Source organism: Methylobacterium sp. HJ2, assembly GCF_056431005.1.
Genome location: NZ_JBWJYM010000002.1, coordinates 53,878 through 73,908 on the forward strand (window position 1 = coordinate 53,878; position 20,031 = coordinate 73,908).

The 20,031-nt window shown below is 71.3% G+C and carries 16 protein-coding genes and 1 riboswitch; of the genes, 9 read left to right on the top strand and 7 right to left on the bottom strand.

Going from position 1 to position 20,031, the window contains the following annotated elements; all coding sequences use genetic code 11:
* Positions 1-39: 39 nt before the first annotated feature.
* Positions 40-462, top strand: coding sequence for an alternative ribosome rescue aminoacyl-tRNA hydrolase ArfB (gene arfB, locus ACS5RC_RS04885; protein ID WP_478343410.1), 423 nt, complete (start codon positions 40-42; stop codon positions 460-462).
* Between the two features lie 123 nt (positions 463-585).
* Here arfB and ACS5RC_RS04890 read toward each other — a convergent pair whose 3' ends face one another.
* Together ACS5RC_RS04890 and ACS5RC_RS04895 are read right to left on the bottom strand one after the other, a co-directional pair.
* On the bottom strand, positions 586-1,344 hold the full coding sequence (locus ACS5RC_RS04890) for a YoaK family protein (protein WP_478342714.1): 759 nt from the start codon (positions 1,342-1,344) through the stop codon (positions 586-588).
* 49 nt (positions 1,345-1,393) lie between these two features.
* The gene (locus ACS5RC_RS04895; protein WP_478342715.1) at positions 1,394-2,356 is read right to left on the bottom strand and encodes a class I SAM-dependent DNA methyltransferase; all 963 of its coding nucleotides are present in this window, start codon (positions 2,354-2,356) and stop codon (positions 1,394-1,396) included.
* A gap of 69 nt (positions 2,357-2,425) precedes the next feature.
* Between ACS5RC_RS04895 and ACS5RC_RS04900 the strand changes: the two genes are divergently transcribed.
* The 5 genes from ACS5RC_RS04900 to ACS5RC_RS04920 all read left to right on the top strand — a co-directional run bounded on the left by ACS5RC_RS04900 (position 2,426) and on the right by ACS5RC_RS04920 (position 7,393).
* The gene (locus ACS5RC_RS04900; RefSeq protein WP_478343411.1) at positions 2,426-3,490 is read left to right on the top strand and encodes a ligase-associated DNA damage response exonuclease; all 1,065 of its coding nucleotides are present in this window, start codon (positions 2,426-2,428) and stop codon (positions 3,488-3,490) included.
* On the top strand, positions 3,487-5,199 hold the full coding sequence (locus ACS5RC_RS04905; RefSeq protein ID WP_478342716.1) for a cisplatin damage response ATP-dependent DNA ligase: 1,713 nt from the start codon (positions 3,487-3,489) through the stop codon (positions 5,197-5,199). The genes ACS5RC_RS04900 and ACS5RC_RS04905 overlap by 4 nt, the downstream gene beginning before the upstream one ends.
* Positions 5,196-5,672, top strand: coding sequence for a secondary thiamine-phosphate synthase enzyme YjbQ (locus ACS5RC_RS04910; protein ID WP_478342717.1), 477 nt, complete (start codon positions 5,196-5,198; stop codon positions 5,670-5,672). The genes ACS5RC_RS04905 and ACS5RC_RS04910 overlap by 4 nt, the downstream gene beginning before the upstream one ends.
* A 192-nt stretch (positions 5,673-5,864) precedes the next feature.
* Positions 5,865-6,619 (top strand): IS5 family transposase gene (locus tag ACS5RC_RS04915; protein WP_478342718.1). Its coding sequence is split into 2 segments (ribosomal slippage): positions 5,865-6,195 and positions 6,195-6,619, totalling 756 coding nucleotides; the frame shifts between segments, so codons are not numbered across the junction.
* A gap of 30 nt (positions 6,620-6,649) precedes the next feature.
* Positions 6,650-7,393, top strand: coding sequence for a dienelactone hydrolase family protein (locus ACS5RC_RS04920; RefSeq protein ID WP_478342719.1), 744 nt, complete (start codon positions 6,650-6,652; stop codon positions 7,391-7,393).
* 56 nt (positions 7,394-7,449) lie between these two features.
* On the opposite strand, the gene ACS5RC_RS04925 is transcribed toward ACS5RC_RS04920, so the two are convergent.
* Positions 7,450-8,055 carry a cyclase dehydrase gene (locus ACS5RC_RS04925; protein WP_478342720.1) on the bottom strand — a complete coding sequence of 202 codons (606 nt, stop codon included), beginning with the start codon at positions 8,053-8,055 and terminating at the stop codon, positions 7,450-7,452.
* 76 nt (positions 8,056-8,131) lie between these two features.
* Positions 8,132-9,304: a zinc-dependent alcohol dehydrogenase gene (locus ACS5RC_RS04930; RefSeq protein WP_478342721.1), complete on the bottom strand. Its 1,173-nt coding sequence runs from the start codon at positions 9,302-9,304 to the stop codon at positions 8,132-8,134.
* 469 nt (positions 9,305-9,773) lie between these two features.
* Here ACS5RC_RS04930 and ACS5RC_RS04935 point away from each other — a divergent pair, with 469 nt between their 5' ends.
* Positions 9,774-10,868 carry a catalase family protein gene (locus ACS5RC_RS04935; RefSeq protein ID WP_478343412.1) on the top strand — a complete coding sequence of 365 codons (1,095 nt, stop codon included), beginning with the start codon at positions 9,774-9,776 and terminating at the stop codon, positions 10,866-10,868.
* Positions 10,869-10,874: 6 nt separating this feature from the next.
* On the opposite strand, the gene ACS5RC_RS04940 is transcribed toward ACS5RC_RS04935, so the two are convergent.
* The 3 genes from ACS5RC_RS04940 to ACS5RC_RS04950 form a co-directional block, all read right to left on the bottom strand.
* Entirely contained in the window at positions 10,875-12,455 is a 1,581-nt protein-coding gene (locus tag ACS5RC_RS04940; protein WP_478342722.1) for an efflux transporter outer membrane subunit, read from the bottom strand.
* Positions 12,456-12,558: 103 nt separating this feature from the next.
* Complete coding sequence (locus tag ACS5RC_RS04945; RefSeq protein WP_478342723.1) at positions 12,559-15,705, bottom strand: efflux RND transporter permease subunit; 3,147 nt, start codon at positions 15,703-15,705, stop codon at positions 12,559-12,561.
* A 46-nt stretch (positions 15,706-15,751) separates the two neighbouring features.
* Positions 15,752-17,089: an efflux RND transporter periplasmic adaptor subunit gene (locus ACS5RC_RS04950; RefSeq protein WP_478342724.1), complete on the bottom strand. Its 1,338-nt coding sequence runs from the start codon at positions 17,087-17,089 to the stop codon at positions 15,752-15,754.
* A 520-nt stretch (positions 17,090-17,609) separates the two neighbouring features.
* Here ACS5RC_RS04950 and ACS5RC_RS04955 point away from each other — a divergent pair.
* Positions 17,610-18,503 (top strand): MBL fold metallo-hydrolase, encoded by an 894-nt coding sequence (locus tag ACS5RC_RS04955; protein WP_478342725.1) that lies wholly within the window; start codon positions 17,610-17,612, stop codon positions 18,501-18,503.
* 213 nt (positions 18,504-18,716) lie between these two features.
* A riboswitch (glycine riboswitch) is annotated at positions 18,717-18,819 on the top strand.
* Between the two features lie 54 nt (positions 18,820-18,873).
* Complete coding sequence (gene gcvT, locus ACS5RC_RS04960) at positions 18,874-20,025, top strand: glycine cleavage system aminomethyltransferase GcvT (protein WP_478342726.1); 1,152 nt, start codon at positions 18,874-18,876, stop codon at positions 20,023-20,025.
* The last annotated feature ends 6 nt before the right edge of the window (positions 20,026-20,031 follow it).

Below are 20,031 nucleotides of genomic sequence, written 5' to 3' on the forward strand. Positions count from 1 at the left end.
GAGAGACGCGGCCTCGGCCGCAACGGAGATATGGCGATCGTGGCGCTCGTCTGCACCCCCCAGATCGCCATCGACGAGGCGGAACTCGAGGAGAGCTTCGTGCGCGCCTCGGGTCCCGGCGGCCAGAACGTCAACAAGGTCTCGTCCGCCGTGCGGCTGCGCTTCGACGCCCGCCGGTCGCCCTCGCTGCCCGACGCGGTGGCGGTGCGGCTGATGCAGCTCGCCGGGCAGCGCCTGACGGTGGACGGGGTGATCGTCATCAACGCCCAGCGCCACCGCACGCAGGAACGCAACCGGGCGGACGCGCGCGAGCGCCTCGCCGCCCTGGTGGCCGAGGCGGCCGTGCCGCCGACCCCGCGGCGCCCGACCCGCCCGACGCTGGCCTCGAAGAAGCGCCGGCTCGAATCGAAGAGCCATCGCAGCGCGGTCAAGCGCATGCGCGGGGACGCGTCGGGCGATTGAGCGCCCCGCGCGGAGCGCCGGGCCGCGCCGCAGAGGTCGTGACCCAGGAGACGTCACCCGGCAGGCATCACCCAAGAGACACCGCGGACGAACCGCGCCGGGGCCGGCGCGTCGCCCTTCCGTTCAGTGGATCGCGTCGACCGGCTCGGCGTGCGGGGACGCGTCCGGCGCGGGCGAGGACCCCGCGACGAGGGTGCTGCCGGGCTTGGCCACGGTGAGGACGATCGCGATCACCGCGAGCAGCGCCGCGAGAGCGGCCGGGAACAGGAACGCGCTCTCGCCGAAGCGGATCTGGAGGATGCCGCCCAGCACCGCGCCGGCGCTGAGCCCCGCCCAGAGCGGCGCCTGGATCCAGAACGAGGAGGCCACCGTGCCGAGGAGGAGGTTGGCCATCCCGGTGCCGAAGCGCACCACCGCGCCGGTCACGTAGGTGAGCGCGATGCTGCGCCCGCCCTCGTCCTGCAGGATCGCGTTCTGCAGCCCGAGGGCCAGGACGATGGGATAGGCGTGCAGCGGATAGGCGAAGGTGCCCCACGGCATGATCAGGCCGAGGCCGAGCAGGATCGCCTCGAGGGTGAGCAGCACCGAGAGGCGCCAGCGCCCGACGAAGGCGGCGATCAGGGTGCCGAGAAAGGCGCCGAAGCAGAAGATCAGGATCGCCGAGGCGACGCGGGTGACGTTCTCCCAATCGGCATTGGCCACCGCAACGCCGAAACGCGTGGTGTTGCCCGACATGAACGACATGAACAGCTGGGAGAATTCGAGGAACCCGATCGAGTCGGCGCAGCCCGCCAGGGCCGCCAGCACGATGGCGAAGGGAATGCGGCTGCTGGGGCTTGCGGGAAACGACTTGTCCGCCGGTGCCGTCTTCGTCTCGCTCATGAAATCCTCTTCCCCGCCGGTTTGCCGCGGTCGCGTAATAAGCGACGGCCTACGGCGAGGTTTCATCCCCGACCGCGCGCAATTCGATTTTGCGCAGGACGATCAGCCGGCCGGGCACGCCGACGCCGCGCTCGCGCCGGATCGCGGCCGAAGCGAACACGACCGGGACGAGATTCGTGCTTGCGAACAGAGCCTTGAGGTAGGCGTCCGCGTGCGCGACCCGGCCGTCCGGACCGAGCACGGCGCCGTCGCCGGCATGCGATTGCACCGTGACTGCGGCCCATCCGCCCGGTTCGAGCACCCGGGCGATGCCGGCCAGCACTGGGGCGAGATCGGCGAGGTAGATGAACACGTCGGCGGCGACGCAGAGCGCGGCCGAGCCCGGCGCCTCGGCAGCCAGGAAGCGCGTCAGATCGCCCTCGGCGAGGCGGTCGTAGAGGCCCGGCTTGCCCCGGGCGATCGCCAGCATGGCGGGTGAGAGGTCGACGCCCGTGAGATGGTCGACCCGGTCGCGCAGGCGCTCCCCCGTCAGCCCGGTGCCGCAGCCGAGATCGAGCGCGACGGGGAAGCGGGCCGGGGCATCCGGCAGGGCGTCGAGGGCGGCGCGCAGGAGGTCGGGGCCGCGATAGCCGAGGCCCTCCACGAGATGGCGCTCGAAGCGGCCGGCGTAGCCGTCGAACAGCGCCCGGACATAGGCCGGGGACGGGGCGGCGGAGCCGGCGCCGAGCCGCGCGCCGTGGATGCCGGCACCGATCCGGTCCTCCGGGTCGAGGGCGCGCGCCGTGGCGAAGGCCGCCCGCGCCGCCCGCAGCAGGGGCTCGGACCCGTTCGCCGCGTGGAGGCATTCCCGGGCGCGCCCGAGCAGGAGCCAGGCCGGGGCGTAGCGGGGGGCCAGCGCCAGCGCCTGCTCGGCCATCTCGGCGGCGCCCTGCGCGTCGCCCTCCGCGAGGCAGGCCTCGGCATAGAGGTAGCGCCGGTCGGCGAGGAGGTCGCCGGAACTGTTCTGGGACATCGGGACATGGCTTGCGGGAGGACGGGCCCGGTGAACACCCGTGCCCGCCCGCCCTATATAGCCGCTCCCATGCCCCTCCGCGCCAGCGATCTCCTCACCCTCACCCGCGAGGGCCTGTACTGCCCGCTCGGGCGCTTCCACGTCGATCCGACCTGGCCGGTGCCCCGCGCGCTCGTCACCCACGGGCACGCCGACCACGCCCGGGCCGGGCACGGCAGCGTGCTGGCCACACCCGAGACCCTGCGCATCATGGCGGTGCGCTACGGGGCGGACTTCTGCGGCACGCGCCAGGAGGCGGAGCTCGGGCGGGCGATCCGCATCGGCGGCGTCACGGTGCGCTTCGCCCCCGCCGGCCATGTGCTGGGCTCGGCCCAGATCGCGATCGAGGCGGAGGGCGTGCGCGTCGTCGTCTCGGGGGACTACAAGCGGGCGCCGGACCCGACCTGCCTGCCCTTCGAGGTGGTGCCCTGCGACGTCTTCATCACCGAGGCGACCTTCGGCCTGCCGGTGTTCCGTCATCCCGACACCCGCGACGAGGTGCGCAAGCTTCTCGAATCGGTGCGTCTCTTCCCCGAGCGCGCGCACATCGTCGGCGCCTACGCGCTCGGCAAGGCGCAACGCGTGATGGCCCTGCTCCGGGAGGAGGGCTGGGACCGGCCGATCCGCCTGCACGGGGCGATGGAGAAGCTGACCGAGCTCTACAAGCGCGAGGGCGTGCCGCTGGGCGACACCCCGAAGGTGGTGGCCGCCGAGCGCAAGGACCTGCAGGGCGCCATCGTGCTCTGCCCGCCCTCGGCGATGCAGGATCTGTGGTCGCGCAAGTTCCCCGATCCGGTCACCTGCTTCGCCTCGGGCTGGATGCGGGTGCGGGCGCGCGCCCGCCAGAAGGGCGTCGAGCTGCCGCTGGTGATCTCGGACCACTCGGACTGGCCGGACCTCTGCCGCACCATCCGGGACACCGGCGCGGGGGAGGTCTGGGTCACGCACGGGCAGGAGGACGCGCTGGTGCACTGGTGCGGCACGCAGGGGATCGCGGCGAAGCCCCTGCACATGCTGGGCTACGGCGACGACGGCGAGGCGGAATCGGCCGCCGAGCCGGCAGAGCCCGCCGGGCCCGCGGAGGCGGTGGCGTGAACGATTTCGCCCATCTCCTCGACCGCCTCGCCTACGAGCCGCGCCGCAACGCCAAGCTGCGCCTCCTGCAGGATTACTTCGCCCGCACCCCCGACCCGGAGCGCGGCTACGCCCTCGGGGCGATGACCGGGACCCTGAGCTTCCGCGAGGCCAAGCCCGCGCTGATCCGGGGGCTGGTGGAGGCCCGCATCGACCCGGTGCTGTTCCGGCTCTCGCACAATTACGTCGGCGACCTCGCCGAGACGACGGCGCTGATCTGGCCGGGGCCCGAGCCGCGGGCGGAGGGGCCCGGCATCGGCCACAACAACCCGCCCCCGCACGTGCCGACGCTGGCCGAGGTGGTCGAGACCCTGGCGGCCACGCCGAAGAAGGACCTGCCCGGCCATCTCGCGGGCTGGCTCGACGCGCTGGACGAGACCGGGCGCTGGGCGCTCCTGAAGCTCGTCACCGGTAACCTGCGGGTCGGCGTCTCGGCCCGGCTCGCCAAGACCGCGGTCGGGGCGCTGGGCGGCCACGAGGCGGATGCGGTCGAGCAGGTCTGGCACGGGCTGACGCCGCCCTTCGCCGCGCTCTTCGCATGGGTCGAGGGCAAAGCCCCGCGCCCCGAGACCCTGAACCCGGCCCCGTTCCGGCCGCCCATGCTCTCGCACCCGATCGAGGAGGAGGCGGACCTCGACAAGCTCGACGCGGAGGCCTTCTCGGGTGAGTGGAAATGGGACGGCATCCGGGTCCAGCTCGTCGGCGGGCGCGACCGCGCGGGCGCGCAGGTGGCGCGCGTCTACTCCCGCACCGGCGAGGACATCACGGGCGCCTTCCCGGATCTCGCCGAGGCGATCGGCTTCGACGGCGCCCTCGACGGAGAGCTGCTGATCCTGCGCGAGAGCCGGGTGCAGAGCTTCAACGTCCTGCAGCAGCGCCTCAACCGCAAGGCGGTGACCCCGAAGCTTCTGGAGGAGTTCCCGGCCCACGTCCGGGCCTACGACCTGCTGGCGGCCGACGGCGCGGACCTGCGCGAACAGCCCTTCGGCGAGCGCCGCGCCCGGCTCGAGGCCTTCGTGGCCCGTCTCGACCACGCCCGCATCGACATCTCGCCGCTGGTTCCGTTCGCGACCTGGGCGGAGCTGGCGGCGGCCCGTGCCGACCCGGCCTCCGTCGGAGCCGGGGCGGATGCGGACGCCATCGAGGGCGTGATGCTGAAGCGCCGCAACAGCCCCTACCTCCCGGGCCGGCCGAAGGGCCCGTGGTGGAAGTGGAAGCGCGAGCCCCACATCGTCGACGCGGTGATGATGTACGCCCAGCGCGGGCACGGGAAGCGCTCGTCCTTCTACTCGGACTACACGTTCGGGGTCTGGCGTGAAGGCCCGGAGGGCGACGAGCTGGTGCCGGTCGGCAAGTGCTACCACGGCTTCACCGACGCGGAGCTGGCCAAGCTCGATCGCTACGTCCGCAACAACACCACCAAGCGCTTCGGCCCCGTGCACGAGGTCGCCTACGGGCCGGATGCGGGCCTCGTCCTGGAGATCGCCTTCGAGGGCGTGCAGCGCTCGACCCGGCACAAATCCGGCGTCGCCATGCGCTTCCCCCGCGTCAGCCGCATCCGCTGGGACAAGCCGCCGGCCGAGGCCGACCGCATCGACGTGCTGGAGCGCATCCTGGCCCGCGGCGAGCGCGAGATCGCGCCGGGCCGCACCCTGGAGGAGACCCGATGAGACGGAGCGGACAGGGCCGCATCGGCGCGCTCGAGAGCCTCTCGGCCGGCACCGTGACGCGGCAGGCGAGCGCCCGCCTCACCGTCGCCACGCCGGGCCCCGGCTTCACCGACGTCACCGAGGCGGTGGCGGATTTCGTGCGCGCGAGCGGCATCCGCGACGGCCTGCTCACCGTGTTCTGCCGGCACACCTCGGCCTCCCTGACGATCCAGGAGAACGCCGACCCGGACGTGCAGACGGACCTGATGAGCGCCCTCGACAGCCTCGCCCCGCGCGGCGCGGGCTACGTCCACGGCGCGGAGGGGCCGGACGACATGCCGGCCCATATCCGCACGCTGCTCACGGATTCGGGCCTGTCCGTCCCGGTGACGGGCGGGCGCCCCGCGCTGGGCACGTGGCAGGGCCTCTATCTCATCGAGCACCGGGACCGGCCGCATCGGCGCGAGATCCTGTTCCAGGTGATCGGTACGTAGGCCCGCTGTCGGGGGCCGCCCGGACGGCGCCCGGCATCCGGCGCGAGACCCATCTCCTCCGGCGCGCAACCTCTCGTGAGCCGAGACTTCGCCGCGGACATCGCAGACCTCTAGGTAGGGAACTCATACAACCATTTGCCATCGCTCGCGTTTTCTTTCGAAGTTTGGGGTTTCCAATGCAGGAGGATCGCGATGGCACAGTTGTTCTGGCTCTCGGATGAAGCCTGGGCGCAGATCGAGCCGCACCTGCCGCATGGCCAACCGGGCAAACCTCGGGTCGACGACAGGCGGGTGATCAGCGGCATCCTGCACGTCCTGAAGGTCGGCTGCCGCTGGCAGGATACGCCCTCCGCCTACGGCCCACACACGACGATCTACAATCGCTACAACAGGTGGTCTCAGCGCGGGATCTGGCAGCGGCTGTTTGCCAGGATCGCTGCCGCAGGTCCTGTCCCTGACGAACTGATGCTCGATGCCACGCACGTGAAGGCCCACCGCTCGGCATCGGGCGGAAAAGGGGGGCCTGGAGCCAGGCCATCGGGCGCTCGCGCGGCGGCTTCACGAGCAAAATCCATTGCTTGGCCGATGGTCGTGGCCGACCGGTTGCGTTCGCCCTGACGCCCGGCAACGTGGCCGACATCACCATGGCGCTGCCTCTGGTGCAGGCCGTGGTGCCGCCCAAGCGCCTGATCGCCGACAAGGCCTACGATGCGCAGAGCCTGAGGGACTGGCTGAAAAGCCACCGGGTGATCGCCACCATCCCGTCCACGGGCACCCGGACGGTGCCCTACAAGCACAGCCGGATCGCCTACCGGCGGCGCAATCGGATCGAGCGCCTGTTTGGTCATCTCAAGAACTGGCGGCGTGTCGCGACCCGCTACGACCGCTTGGCCTGCAACTATCTGGCCGCCGTCGCCCTCGTTTCCTGTGTCATCGCATGGACCTGAATGAGTCTCCTACCTAGCCTTGGAGCCCCCATGCCGAACGAGCGCGTGACGATCCGGACCCGCGACGGGGATTGCCCGTCCTCCGTGATGACCCCCGCCGGCGACGGACCGTGGCCCGGGGTGATCCTGTACATGGACGCTGGCGGCATCCGCCCCGCGATGCGCGACATGGCGCGACAGCTCGCCGACGCCGGCTACGTGGTCCTGCTCCCGGACCTCTTCTACCGGTACGGCCCCTACGGCCCGTTCGTGCCCAAGGACGTGTTCGCGGGCGATTTCCGCGCCGTTCTCGGTCCGTTGATGGCCACGACCGGGCCCCACAAGGCCGCCGACGATACGGCGGCCTTCCTCGCTTGCCTCGACGCGCGCACGGACGTCGCCGGGCGCAGGGTCGGTGCGGTGGGGTTCTGCATGGGCGGCGGCATGGCCGTGGCCGCGGCCGGAACCTACCCCGAGCGCTTCGCGGCGGCGGCGAGCTTTCACGGGGGCAACCTCGCGACCGACGCGCCGACGAGTCCCCACCTGTTCGCGCCGAGGCTGAAGGCCGAGATCTACGTCGCGGCGGCCGAGAACGACGGCAGCTATCCGCCCGCGATGGCCGAGCGGTTTGAGAGATCCCTGACGCAGGCGGGCGTACGCTATACGGCGCAGACCTATCCGGCCGCGCATGGCTGGATGATGCCCGATTTCCCCGTCTACGATCGCGACGCCGCCGCCCGCGGCTGGGAGGCGCTGCTCGCCCTCTTCGGACGAACCCTGCAGGGCGGCGCTTGACCGCTCGGCCCCCTTCGGGACCGGGCGGTCTCCGCTCCGATCGAGGGGAGGCCGGATCAGGCGTCGGCCGGCCGCCACGGACGCATCGCTTCCGGGCCGACGACGTCGGGCGGCGGCGTGAAGTCGCGGGCCGCACCCCGCATCGCCGCGGCGCGCCGGCGGAAGCCGCTCCGGCGACGGTAATCCCGCCGGATCGCCCGTGACGGGGCCAAGGGTGCCTCCGCGAGGCTGCGTGCGCAGATCACGTCGACGGCCGTGACGCCGGCCAGAGCCAGAAGGGCGATCACCACGTTGTCCGTGCGCGGATTCCGCGGCCCGAGGCCGGGCAGGATTGTGGCGATGTCGAGGGCGTCTCCCGCGACCCGTCCCGAGATCCAGGGCGTCGGATCGCGCGAGCCCAGGATCCCGGCGCCCTGTAGAAGCTCACGCAGGCCGTAGGCGCGAATGACCGGGGCCGCGCGCGGCATTCCGAGCCAGCGCGCGATGGCGCCCCCGCACGCGAGCTCGGTCAGACCCAGACCGATCGAGAACCAGCCCAGGCCGTAGGCGAGGTCCCGAGTCGCCGGATCCGGCCTTCGGCGCGGGTCCGAGCTGAGATAACCCGGTCGCGCGGGGCGCACGGACGCGCGGCTTCGGTCGCGGCGAGAGGTCGGATCGGACATTCTGGCTTCCTGGCTTCCTGGCTGCCGAAGGGGGCGAGGCGACAGGGCCGCCGCGGAACGATGGGGCGGGATGGCCTCAGGGCCGGAGCACGACCTTGATGCAATTGTCCTTCTTGTCCCGGAAGGTCTTGTACATCCCGGGGCCTTCCTCGAGGCCGGCCCGGTGGGTGATCACGAAGGACGGGTCGATCTGTCCGTCGGCGATGCGCCGGACGAGGTCGTCGGTCCAGCGGTTCACATGGGTCTGGCCGGTGCGGACGGTGAGGCCCTTGTTCATCAGGGCCCCCATCGGGATCTTGTCGACGAGCCCGCCATAGACGCCCGGGATCGAGAGGATGCCGGCCGGGCGGCAGACATAGATCATCTCCCGCAGCACGGTGGCCCTGTCGCTCTCCAGCATCACCGCCTGCTTGACGCGGTCGTAGGCCTGCTCCAGCGCCCGGGGCGAGTGCGCCTCCATGCCGACGGCGTCGATGCACTTCTCCGGGCCCTTGCCGGCGGTGAGTTCGTTCAACCGCTCGACGGTGCTCTCCTGCGTGTGGTCGATGGTGATGGCACCGCCGGCGCGCGCCATCTCGAGGCGCTCCGGCACGCTGTCGATGCAGACCACCTGCTTGGCCCCGAGCAGGAGCGCGGAGCGCAGCGTCATCTGGCCCACGGGGCCGGCGCCCCAGATCGCGACCGTGTCGGTGGGCTGGATATCGGCCTGCACCGCCGCCTGCCAGCCGGTCGGGAAGATGTCGCCGAGGAACAGCACCTGCTCGTCGGTGAGCCCGTCCGGCACCTTGATATGCGTCTTGTCGGCGAAGGGCACGCGGACGTACTCGGCCTGTCCGCCCTGGTATCCGCCGGTGAGATGGGTGTAGCCGAACAGGCCCGCCGTGGTGTGGCCGAACACCTTGTCGGCGACATCCTTATTGCGGTTCGAGCGCTCGCAGACCGAGAAGAAGCCGCGCTTGCACTGGTCGCACGCGCCGCAGATGATCGTGAAGGGCACGACGATGCGCTCGCCCTTCCTCAAGGCGCCGTTGACGCCCCTGCCCGTCTCGACGACCTCGCCCATGAATTCGTGACCCATCACGTCGCCCTTCTCCATGCCGGGCATGACGTGATCGTAGAGGTGCAGGTCGGAGCCGCAGATCGCGCAGGCCGTGACCTTGATGATGGCGTCGCGGTCGTCCTCGATCCTCGGATCCGGAACCGTATCGCAGCGGATGTCCTGCGTGCCGTGCCAAACCAGCGCCCTCATGAAGGTTCTCCCAACTATGCAGGAAGGATTGCGAAATACCGACCACTGTCATTTCAACGCATGCACAGGATCGACCTGTTCTTCATCGGGATCGATAACATAAGACATGGTCATGCTGACATTGATTTGTTGGTGTAACCTTGACTGTTATTATAGAGAAACGTAACGCGAACACTCCGTACCGGGATCTCGGCGCGATAGGCGGTCAGCGGGCGCGCGATATGCGCGACGGCGCTGCGGAGATTCGATGTTCGGCAGGCCGGGCCGGCGGCTAGGCGGCAGACGGCGCCGGGTTTCTCCGGGCCGGCGCCCGGTGCTCGCACCGGCGCCGGGACGTGCCGCAGGCGCTCCGCGCCTGCGGCACGTCCATCGACCGTTTGTGATCGCGCGACGATCCGGGCCGGCCGGAACACGCGGGAGCGCGCCCGGTTCTCACCCGGAGACTTGCCCCGAGGACCCCGAGATGCCCGTGACGCCCGCCGAGCCCGTCCGCTACAGCCCCGATCTGGAGCACGTGCAGGCCGACGAGGCGGCGGTGCATCAGGGCATGATCGCGCAGTTCGAGAAGATCCAGGAGACGACGGCGCGGGATTACGGACACGCCGTGCGCGGCGTCCATGCCAAGAGCCACGGCCTGCTCACGGGCACCCTCGAGATCCTGCCCGGGCTCGCCCCGGCGCTGGCGCAGGGCCTCTTCGCGGCGCCCGGCCGACATGACGTGCTGATGCGCTTGTCCACCAACCCGGGCGACCTCCTCGACGACAGCGTCTCGACCCCGCGGGGGCTCGCCATCAAGATCCTCGGCGTGGCGGGCGAGCGCCTGCCCGGCGCGGAAGGCGAGACGCAGGACTTCGTGATGGCCAACGCTCCGGCCTTCACGGCACCCGACGCGGCGGCCTTCCTCAAGAGCCTGAAGCTCCTCGCCGCCACGACGGACACGCCGCAGATCTTCAAGAAGGCCCTCTCCGCAGTGATGCGCGGCGTCGAGCACACCCTGGAGGCGCTGGGGACGAAGAGCCCCACCGTGATCGCCCTCGGCGGCCACCCCGAGACCCACATCCTCGGCGAGACCTTCTACAGTCAGGTTCCGATGCGCTGGGGCGACTACGTCGCCAAGGTGGCGGTGGCTCCGGTCTCGCCCGAGCTGAGCGCGCTCACGGGCGCGGCCCTCAACGTCAACGGCCGGCCCGACGGCCTACGCGAGGCGGTCTCGGCCTTCTTCGCGGAGCATGCGGGTGTCTGGGAGGTTCGGGCGCAGCTTCTCACCGACCGCGAGACCATGCCGGTCGAGGACGCCTCGGTCCCCTGGCCGGAGGCGCAGAGCCCCTACGTGGCGGTGGCGCGGATCACGGTGTCGCGGCAGGAGAGCTGGAGCGCGGGCAAGCGGGCGAGCCTGGACGATGGCCTCGCCTTCAGCCCCTGGCACGGGATCGAGGCGCACCGCCCCCTCGGCTCGGTCATGCGGGCCCGCCGGGCGGTCTACCCGCGCTCGGCTGGCTTCCGCGCTGAGCGCAACGGCTGCCCGATCCACGAGCCGCGGGCCGTCCCGCCGGCCGCGGGATAGCGGCGCTCAGAGGAACTTCGCCGGGTCCGTCTCGGGCGGGGGCGGGGCGACGTCCACGCGGTTCCACCAGCCGCCGCCGAGCGCCTGGAACAGGGCGGCGGTGTCGGCGTACTGGGTGGCCCGCGCGCCCGCCGAGGTCACGAGCGCCGAGAGGTAGCCCTGCTGGGCGATCAGCACCTGGGTCGAGGTGACGGCGCCCGCCGCGTATTGCTTGCGCACGAGGCCGAGGCTCTGGCCGGTGGCGCTCTCGGCGGCCTGTGCGGCGGCGACGGCCTGCGCATCCGATTGCAGGGCGCGCAGCGTGTCGGCGACGTTCTGGAAGGCCGCGATCACTGTGGCGCGGTACTGCGCCTGCGCCTGCGTCAGCGTCTCCTCCGAGGCGCGCTGGCGCCGGTAGAGCGTGCCCGCGTCGAAGATGGGCGCCGTCGCCTGCCCGATGATGGTGAAGAAGCCCGCGCCCGGGTTGGTGAGCTGCGCGATGCGCACCGCGCTCGACCCGCCCGTCGCCGTGATGTTGAATTGCGGCAGGCGGTTGGCCAGGGCCACGCCGACGCCCGCGCTCGCCTGCTGCACCAGCGCCTCGGCGGCCTTCACGTCGGGCCGCTGCTGCACGAGGCGCGAGGGCAGGCTGACCGGCAGCTTCGTCGGCAGGCGCAGGGCGGCCAGGGTGAAGGTCTCGCCGACCTCCTCGCTCGGCAGGCGGCCGGCGAGCGCGGTGAGCAGGTTGCGCTGCTGGGCGAGCTGCTTCTCCAGCGGCGGCAGCAATTGCTGCGAGAGCGAGAGCGCGGCCTGCTGCTGCACCACGTCGGCCCCCGCGATCTGCCCGAGAGAGAGCTGCTTGTTGTAGAGCTGGAGCACCTCGGTCTGCGCCTGGATCACCCGCTTCGTTGCGTCGATCTGGGCGCGGAGCGCCGCTTCCTGGATCGCCGCAGTGACGACGTTGGCGGTCAGGCTGAGATAGGCGGCCTCGAGCTGGAAGCGCTGGTTCTCGGTCTGAGCCTCGAGCGCCTCGATCTGGCGGCGATTGCCGCCGAACACGTCCGGGTTGAACGAGACCAGCACCTGCGGGGTGTAGAGGCTGTAGAGATACTGGGTCTGGTTCTGCAGGGGCGATTGCAGGTCGAGCCCCGGGGCCCGGGATCCCTGCGCCTGCGGGTTGGCCGTCAGGGTCGGGAACAGCGTGCCCTTCTGGGCGAGCACGTTCTGCTGGGCGATGCGCAACGAGGCCTGGGCCGCCTCGAGGTTCGGGTTGTTGGCGAGCGCCTCCTCCACGAGGCGGTTCAGCGCCTTCGAGTGGAACAGCCTCCACCACTGGCCGGGAATGTCGGCGCCGGCCACGAAGCTCTGATCGGCCGAGCCGCCCTGGCCCGTCGAGACCTTGTCGGCGGCGCTGGGGTTCCTGAGCGGCTCGCGGGTGTAGCGGCCGACGGGGGGCGCCTCGGGCGCGACGAAGTCCGGCCCGACCGCGCAGGCGCCGAGGGCGGCCGACAGCAGGCCTGCCGCGAGCAGGCCGGCCGCTCGCGCGGCCCCGCGCCGGTCTCGTGCCACATCCGCCACGCCGCCGGCCCCCACCCTGGCATCGCGCACCCGGCCGTCGGGTGCTCGCCGCCCGCAGAGGAGCGCTCCGCGGTCGCCTGTCAACGCCACGCCGGGACCTCCGGCCGTTCGGCCCGTGCCTGTTGCGCCCGCATCACGCGGCCACCCGGTGCGCGGCGGGCTTGGCCGCCGGGTTGGGCCGCCGCCGCGAGAACAGCGAGATCAGCACCGGCAGCACCACGAGGATCAGGTTCGGGGCGAGCAGGATGCCGCCGACCACCACCAGAGCCAGGGGCTTCTGCACCTGCGAGCCGATGCCGGTGGAGACCGCGGCCGGCAACAGGCCGACGCAGGCCGCCACGCAGGTCATCATCACCGGCCGCATCCGCACGATCGAGGCGTGCCAGACCGCCTCGGCCCGCTGCCAGCCCTCGTCCATCAGCTGGTTGTAGTAGGCGAGCAGGATCACGCCCTCCATCGTCGAGATGCCGAACAGGGCGATGAAGCCGATCGCCGCCGAGATCGAGAACGGGGTGCCGGTCAGCGTCAGCGCGAAGATGCCGCCGATCATCGCCATCGGGATCACCGAGAGGGTGAGCAGCATGTCGGTGACGGAGCTGAAGTTGATGAACAGGAGCAGCGCGATCAGCAACAGGGTGATCGGCACAACGAGGCTGAGCCGGGCCACGGCGTCCTGCAGGTTGGTGAACTGGCCGACCCATTCGAGGTGGTAGCCCGCCGGCATGTCGACCTCGTCGCGCACCCGGCGTTGCGCCTCGATCACCGCGCTGCCGAGATCGCGCCCGCGCACCGAGAACTTCACCGGGATGTAGCGCTCCTGGTCCTCGCGGTAGATGAAGGCCGCGCCCGAGACGAGCTCCACCGTGGCGATCTCGGAGAGCGGCACCTGGACCACGCCGCCGGCCGGGTTCGGTGCCCCGATGGTGATGTTGCGGATCGTCTCCAGCGAGGAGCGGTACGTCTTGGCGAGGCGCACCCGCATGGGGAAGTGCCGGTCCGAGCCGTATTCGTAGAGGTCGCCCGCGTTCTGCCCGCCGATGGCGGCGGCGACGGTGGTGTTCACGTCGCCGATCGAGAGGCCGAAGCGGGCGGCCTTGTAGCGGTCGACGTCGATCCGCACCGTGGGCTGCCCGAGCGAGGTGAAGACCGCGAGGTCGGTGATGCCCGGCACGGTGGCGAGTACCGCCTTGACGTTCTCGGCGGTCTTGGTCAGCGCCGCGAGGTCGTTGCCGTAGATCTTGACCGAGTTCTCGCCCTTCACACCTGAGGCCGCCTCCTGGACGTTGTCCTCGATATACTGGGAGAAGTTGAACTCGATCCCGGGGAATTCGGCGTCCAGCCGCTTCGACAGGGTGCGGATCAGGGTCTCCTTGTCGAGGCCCTTGCGCCACTGGTCGATCGGCTTGAGCGGCGCCAGGATCTCGACGTTGAAGAAGCCGGTGGCGTCGGTGCCGTCCGAGGGCCGGCCCTGGTGCGAGATCACGGTGACGACCTCGGGCACCTCGGTGAAGATCTTGCGCAGGCGCTGGACGTAGGCGTTGCCCGCCTCCAGCGAGATCGAGGCCGGCATGGTGCCGCGCACGTAGAGGTTGCCCTCCTCGAGCTTGGGCAGGAACTCCAGGCCGAGGTTGCGCGCGGCGATGCCCGAGACCAGCAGGATCGCCAGGGTGACGGCGAGCGACAGCACCCGGTTGCGCAGGCCGAAGCCCAGGATGATCTCGTGGCCGAAGCGCAGCACCCGCACGATCAGGGTGTCGTGCTCCTCGACGTGCTTGGGCAGGATCAGCGCGGAGAGCGCGGGCGAGACCGTGAAGGTGGCGATCAACCCGCCGACCAGCGCGTAGGCGTAGGTCTTGGCCATCGGCCCGAAGATGTGACCCTCGACGCCCGTCATGGTGAAGAGCGGCAGGAAGCCCACGATGATGATCGTGGCCGAGAAGAAGATCGCGCGGTTCACCTCGGCGCCCGCGATCGCGATGGCGCCGAGGCGCCCCGTCAGCCCGCCGGGCGCCGGCTGGCCCTCCGCGTGCTCGGGCTCGGCGAGGTGCCGGAACACGTTCTCGACCATGATCACGGTGGCGTCGACGATCAGGCCGAAATCGATGGCGCCGAGCGAGAGCAGGTTGGCCGAATCGCCGCGCACCACCAGGATCAGGATGGCGAAGCCGAGGGCGAAGGGGATCGTCGCCGCCACGATGATGGCGCTGCGCAGGGACCCCAGGAACAGCCACTGCACCACGAAGACCAGCACCACGCCGAAGACGAGGTTGTGCATCACGGTGTGCGTCGTGGTGTGGATCAGCCCCGAGCGATCGTAGATGCGCTGGATCTTCACGTCGGGCGGCAGGATCGTCGAATTGTTGATCCGGTCGATCTCGGCCTCGACCCGGCGCAGCGTCGGCAGGCTCTGGCCGCCGCGGCTCATCAGCACGATGCCCTCGACCACGTCGGGCTGGTCGTCGTGACCGACGATGCCGAGCCGCGGCGCGTTCGAGACGCGCACCTCGGCCACGTCCCGCACCAGCACCGGCACGCCGTTGACCTGCGTCAGCATGGTGTCGCGGATGTCGTCCATGTCGCGGATCAGGCCGACGCCGCGCACCACCGCCGATTGCTCGCCGACGTTGAGCGTCTGGCCGCCGACATTGATCGAGGAGTTGTTGAGCGCGGTGACGAGCTGCACCAGGGTCATGCCCTGCGCCTGCAAGCGGGTCAGGTCGACGGCGATCTCGTACTCCTTGGCCTTGCCCCCGAAGGCCGTGACGTCGACGACGCCCGGGATCGCCTTGAAGCGGCGCTGCAGCACCCAATCCTGCAGGGTCTTCATGTCCGCCGACGAGTAGCCCGCCGGCCCGACGAGCTTGTAGCGCATGATCTCGCCCACGGGGCTCGTCGGCGAGATCTGCGGCTGGGCACCGTTGGGCAGGGGCGCCGCCTGCGAGAGGCGGTTGAGCACCCGCTGCAGCGCCTCCTCGTACGTGTACTCGTAGTTGAACTGCACCTTCACGTCGGAGAGGCCGAACAGCGAGATGGTGCGCACCACCGTGGCGTTGGGGATGCCCGCCAGCGCCACCTCGAGCGGGATGGTGATGTAGCGCTCGATCTCCTCGGCCGACTGGCCGGGATTCTGGGTGATCACGTCCACGAGCGGCGGGACCGGATCGGGATAGGCCTCGATGTTGAGCTGGGTGTAGCTCGCGTAGCCGAGGCCCAGCATCATCACGAACATGAGGAACACCAGCACGCGCTGGCGCAGGGAGAAGACGATCAGGCTGTTCATCGCGCTGTCCCCAGGGCCGTGCCGGGTGCGGTCGCGCCCATCGCCGTCACGACGCCTTGTCGCCGGAGGCCGCCCGGTCGATGAACAGGGCGCCGCGGGTGACGATCTCCTCGCCCGGGCTTATCCCGTCGACGACCTGGGCGTTCTCGCCGTTGATGAGCCCGAGCTTCACGGCGCGGGCCGCGATGGTGCCGTCCGGCCGCGCCACCCAGACATGGGCGTCGGCGCCCTCGTAGACGATCGCCGCGAGCGGCACGGCGGGCGAGGGCTGCGCCTTGCCGGTGATGATGGTGAAGCTCGCGAACATCTCGGGCTTCAGAACACGGTCGGCGTTGTCGACCTCGCTGCGCACGGCGAGCCGGCGCGTCGCCGGGTCGAGGCTCGCGGCCATGTAGTTGACCCGCGCCTTGAACACCCGCGCCCCGAAGCCCGCGACCTTGGCCTCGACCTCCTGGCCGATGCGGATCTTCGGGACCTCGCTCTCGCGCACGTTGGCGATGAGCCAGACGGTGGAGAGGTCGCCGATCACGAAGACCGGATCGCTCGACGCGTTGAGATACTGCCCGACGCCGACCTTGCGCTGCACGATGGTGCCGGCGATCGGCGCGCGGATCTGGGTCTCGGAGCTCAGCGTCCCGTTCTTCACGAAGCCCGCGATCTCCGCATCGGTCTTCCCGAGCAGGCGCAGCCGGTTCTTCACCGCGTCGAGGGCGGCCTCGGCGGTCTTCAGGTCGCTCTGGGCGGCGATCACGTCGTTCTGGGCGGATTGGTAGTCCTTCAGGGCCACCGCCTTGGCGGCGAACAGCTCCTGCTGGCGCGCCGCGATGGTCTGGTCGAGCTTCAGTAGGGCCTGCTGCTTCTGGAGGTTGTTGAGCGCCGCCTGATAGTCGCTCTGCGCCTGGACCATGTCGGTGGCCTCCAGCGTGAGCAGCACGTCGCCGGCCTTCACGTCGTCGCCCGCCCGGACGTTCACCCGGGTGACGCGGCCGGAATAGGGAGGCACCACCGGCACGTTGTCGTCCTCGTTGACGGCGATGCGCCCCTCCGCCGTGCCCTCCGGCCGGAAGGTCATGGTCGGCACCGGGTGGATCTCGAAGGCGATGCGCTGCTCCTTGGTCGGCCGGAACACGCGCTCGCCGGTTGCGGTCTTCTCCCCCTCCTCCGCCTTGTCCTCCGCATCCTCGCTCTTGGTGAAGCTCTGCACGTAGGCGATCACCCCCTCGGCGGCGTCGCGCACCGGCTGCGGGAAGATCGCCGCCGCCGCGACGACGGCGACGACGGTCAGCAGCACGGCCGCGATCGGCATGAGGCCCGAGCGGCGCCCGCGGGCGCGCGCGGCCGCCGTACCGGCGGCGGGTTCGAGGGGGTTGCGGGCGTCCATCATGGATCTCGGGTCGTACGGTCGGGCGGGCGCGGTTCCGGCGGGGGTGGACAGCGGGTGATTCGCGCCTGCATCCGCAATCACCACCCAACCGACCGATAGCGCTTTTCTAAGGCGGGCGATGCAGCGCACGACAAGCTTTTTGCGGGCGTTGCACGCGCGCATCCACCGGCGGTTTCCGGAAGTCGGCAAACGGCTTAGCCGATGGGCAGCGGCGTTTCGGCAGCGCACGCGCCCAGTGATCTCGCGGTGCCGTGATGGATGGCGCGGGCCGGGCCGGAGGCCCTTCGGCGCGCTGCCCCGTGGGCCTAGTGCCGGTCCCGCGCGCAAGCCCCGCATGCGCATCCCGGGCGCAATCGGCGCGGCCGATGGCGGGCGGCGAGAAACAACCGCGCCGCGGGCCGGTTGCCCGCTTGCAGGGCCGGACCGCGAGCCGTCGGCCGAGTGGAGCGGGGCCTCCGCGCGACCGCCGCCTCCCGGCGGAGGCGGGACCGAGCCGCGAGCGGCATGAGGAGTGGCAGCGATGGTGCAGCAGGTCCCGATCGATCCCCAGGCACGCGCCGACGACCCGCGGGCGGATTCCGAGCGCGACGACGCCACCCACGAGGTGCTGCCCGATCTAGCCTATCAGCGTCAGGTCATCGTCAACGTCGCCTATATCGGCCGCCCCGAGGAGCCCGGCTGGGTGCTGGTGGATGCGGGCTTTCCCGGCAGCCGCGGCCGGATCGAGAAGGCTGTCGAGCGCCGCTTCGGCAAGGGATCGCGCCCGGCCGCCATCCTGATGACCCACGGCCATTTCGACCATGTCGGCGTGCTGGAGGATCTCGCCCGCGACTGGGCCGTGCCGATCTACGCCCATCCCCTGGAGCGGCCGTATCTCGACGGCAGCGCGGCCTACCCGCCGGGGGATGCCAGCGTCGGCGGCGGCGCCATGGCCCTGGCCTCGCCGCTCTTCCCGACGAAGCCCGTCGACGTCTCGGCCCAGCTCCGGGATCTTCCGGCCGACGGCAGCATCCCGGAGCTGCCGGATTGGCGCTGGATCCACACGCCCGGTCACTCGCCCGGCCACGTCTCGTTCTGGCGCGAGGGCGACCGCACCCTGATCGCGGGCGACGCCTTCATCACCACCGCGAGCGAATCGGCCTACGAATCGATCATGCAGACGCCCGAGATCCACGGGCCGCCGAAATACCTCACCATCGACTGGCCGGCCTCCCGGGACTCGGTCCGGGCGCTCGCCGCGCTCCGGCCCGAGCGCGCGATCACCGGCCACGGCCGCGCCTTCGCGGGGCCGGACCTGCGCGTCGGCCTCGAGACCCTGGCCCGCGACTTCGACCGGATCGCCGTGCCGGAGCAGGGCCGCTACCTCGAGCGGCCCGCCCGCGCCGCGGACGGCTCGGCCTACCGCACGCCCTGAGGGCCCCGTCCCGAGTCGCTGGCGGTCTTCTGCATGTCCTGACGCCCGGCGCCGCCTGTCACCCGGCGCCGGTTGCACTGCAGCGTGCGGCATGCTCTCCTAGGCTCGTCCAATCAAGGCGATACGGGAGAGCCCAGCCACGGCAGATCCGCCGCGAGCATGGCGCCGACGGAGCAACCACCCCCGGAAACTCTCAGGCACAATCACCGTATCGTTGGACAATCTGGAGAGAGGCGCCTGACGGCGTCCACCGAAGGAGAAACCTCCCGCCCCGGCGCGAGGGAAGCTCTCAGGTAACCGCGACAGATGGGGGCAGCCGGAAACGCTCGTGAGGAGCCTTCCGGACGCACGCTGTCGTGGAGAATCCAGAATGCCGGCGCACGCCCCCACTGCTGCCCCCGAATCCCTCGCAACCACCCCGCTCCACGACCTGCACCGGCGCCTCGGCGCCCGGATGGTGCCGTTCGCAGGCTACGCCATGCCGGTCCAGTACCCGGCCGGGCTGCTGGCCGAGCACCTGCACACCCGCGCCGCGGCCGGCCTGTTCGACGTCTCGCATATGGGCCAGATCGCGCTCAGGGCCGACACGCCCGCCGAGGCCGCCCGCGCCCTCGAGGCCCTGATCCCCGCCGACATCCTCGGGCTCAAGCCCGGGCGCCAGCGCTACGGTCTGCTCACGGACGCCGCCGGCGGCATCCTCGACGACCTGATGGTGGCCAATCTCGGCGGCCGCCTCGTCCTCGTCGTCAACGCGGCGAACAAGGCGGCGGACGCCGCGCATCTGCGGGAGAACCTGCCTCCCGGGGTGACGATCGAGATCCTGCCCCGCGCCCTGCTGGCGCTCCAGGGCCCGGGCGCCGAGGCGGCCCTGGCGCGGCTCGCGCCCGAGGTCGCGGCGATGCGCTTCATGGATGCCCAGGCGGTGACGATCCTGGGCGCGTCCTGCCTCGTCACCCGCTCGGGCTATACCGGCGAGGACGGGTTCGAGATCTCGACCCCGGAGGATTGCGCCGAGCCGATCGCCGAGGCGCTGCTCACCGATCCGGCCGTGCGCCCGGTGGGCCTCGGCGCCCGCGACTCCCTGCGGCTCGAAGCCGGCCTGTGCCTGCACGGCAGCGACATCGACGCGGGTACGAACCCGGTCGAGGCCGGCCTCGCCTGGGCGATCGCGCCGGTTCGCCGAAGCGGCGGCGCCCGCGCCGGCGGCTTCCCGGGGGCCGAGATCGTGCTGGCGGCCCTGGCGGACGGCCCGGCGCGGCGGCGCGTCGGCCTCAGGGCCGAGGGCCGCGCCCCCGTGCGCGGCGGCGCCCCGCTCTTCGCCGAGGCCGAGGGCGGCGAGGCGGTCGGCCGCGTCACCTCCGGGGGCTTCGGCCCGAGCGTCGGGGCGCCTGTGGCCATGGGCTACCTGCCCGCCGACCTCGGCGTGCCCGGCACGCGCGTCTTCGCGGAGCTGCGCGGCCAGCGCCTCGCGCTCGCCGTTTCCCCCCTCCCCTTCCTCCCCGCCGGCTTCAAGCGCCGCTGATTCTTC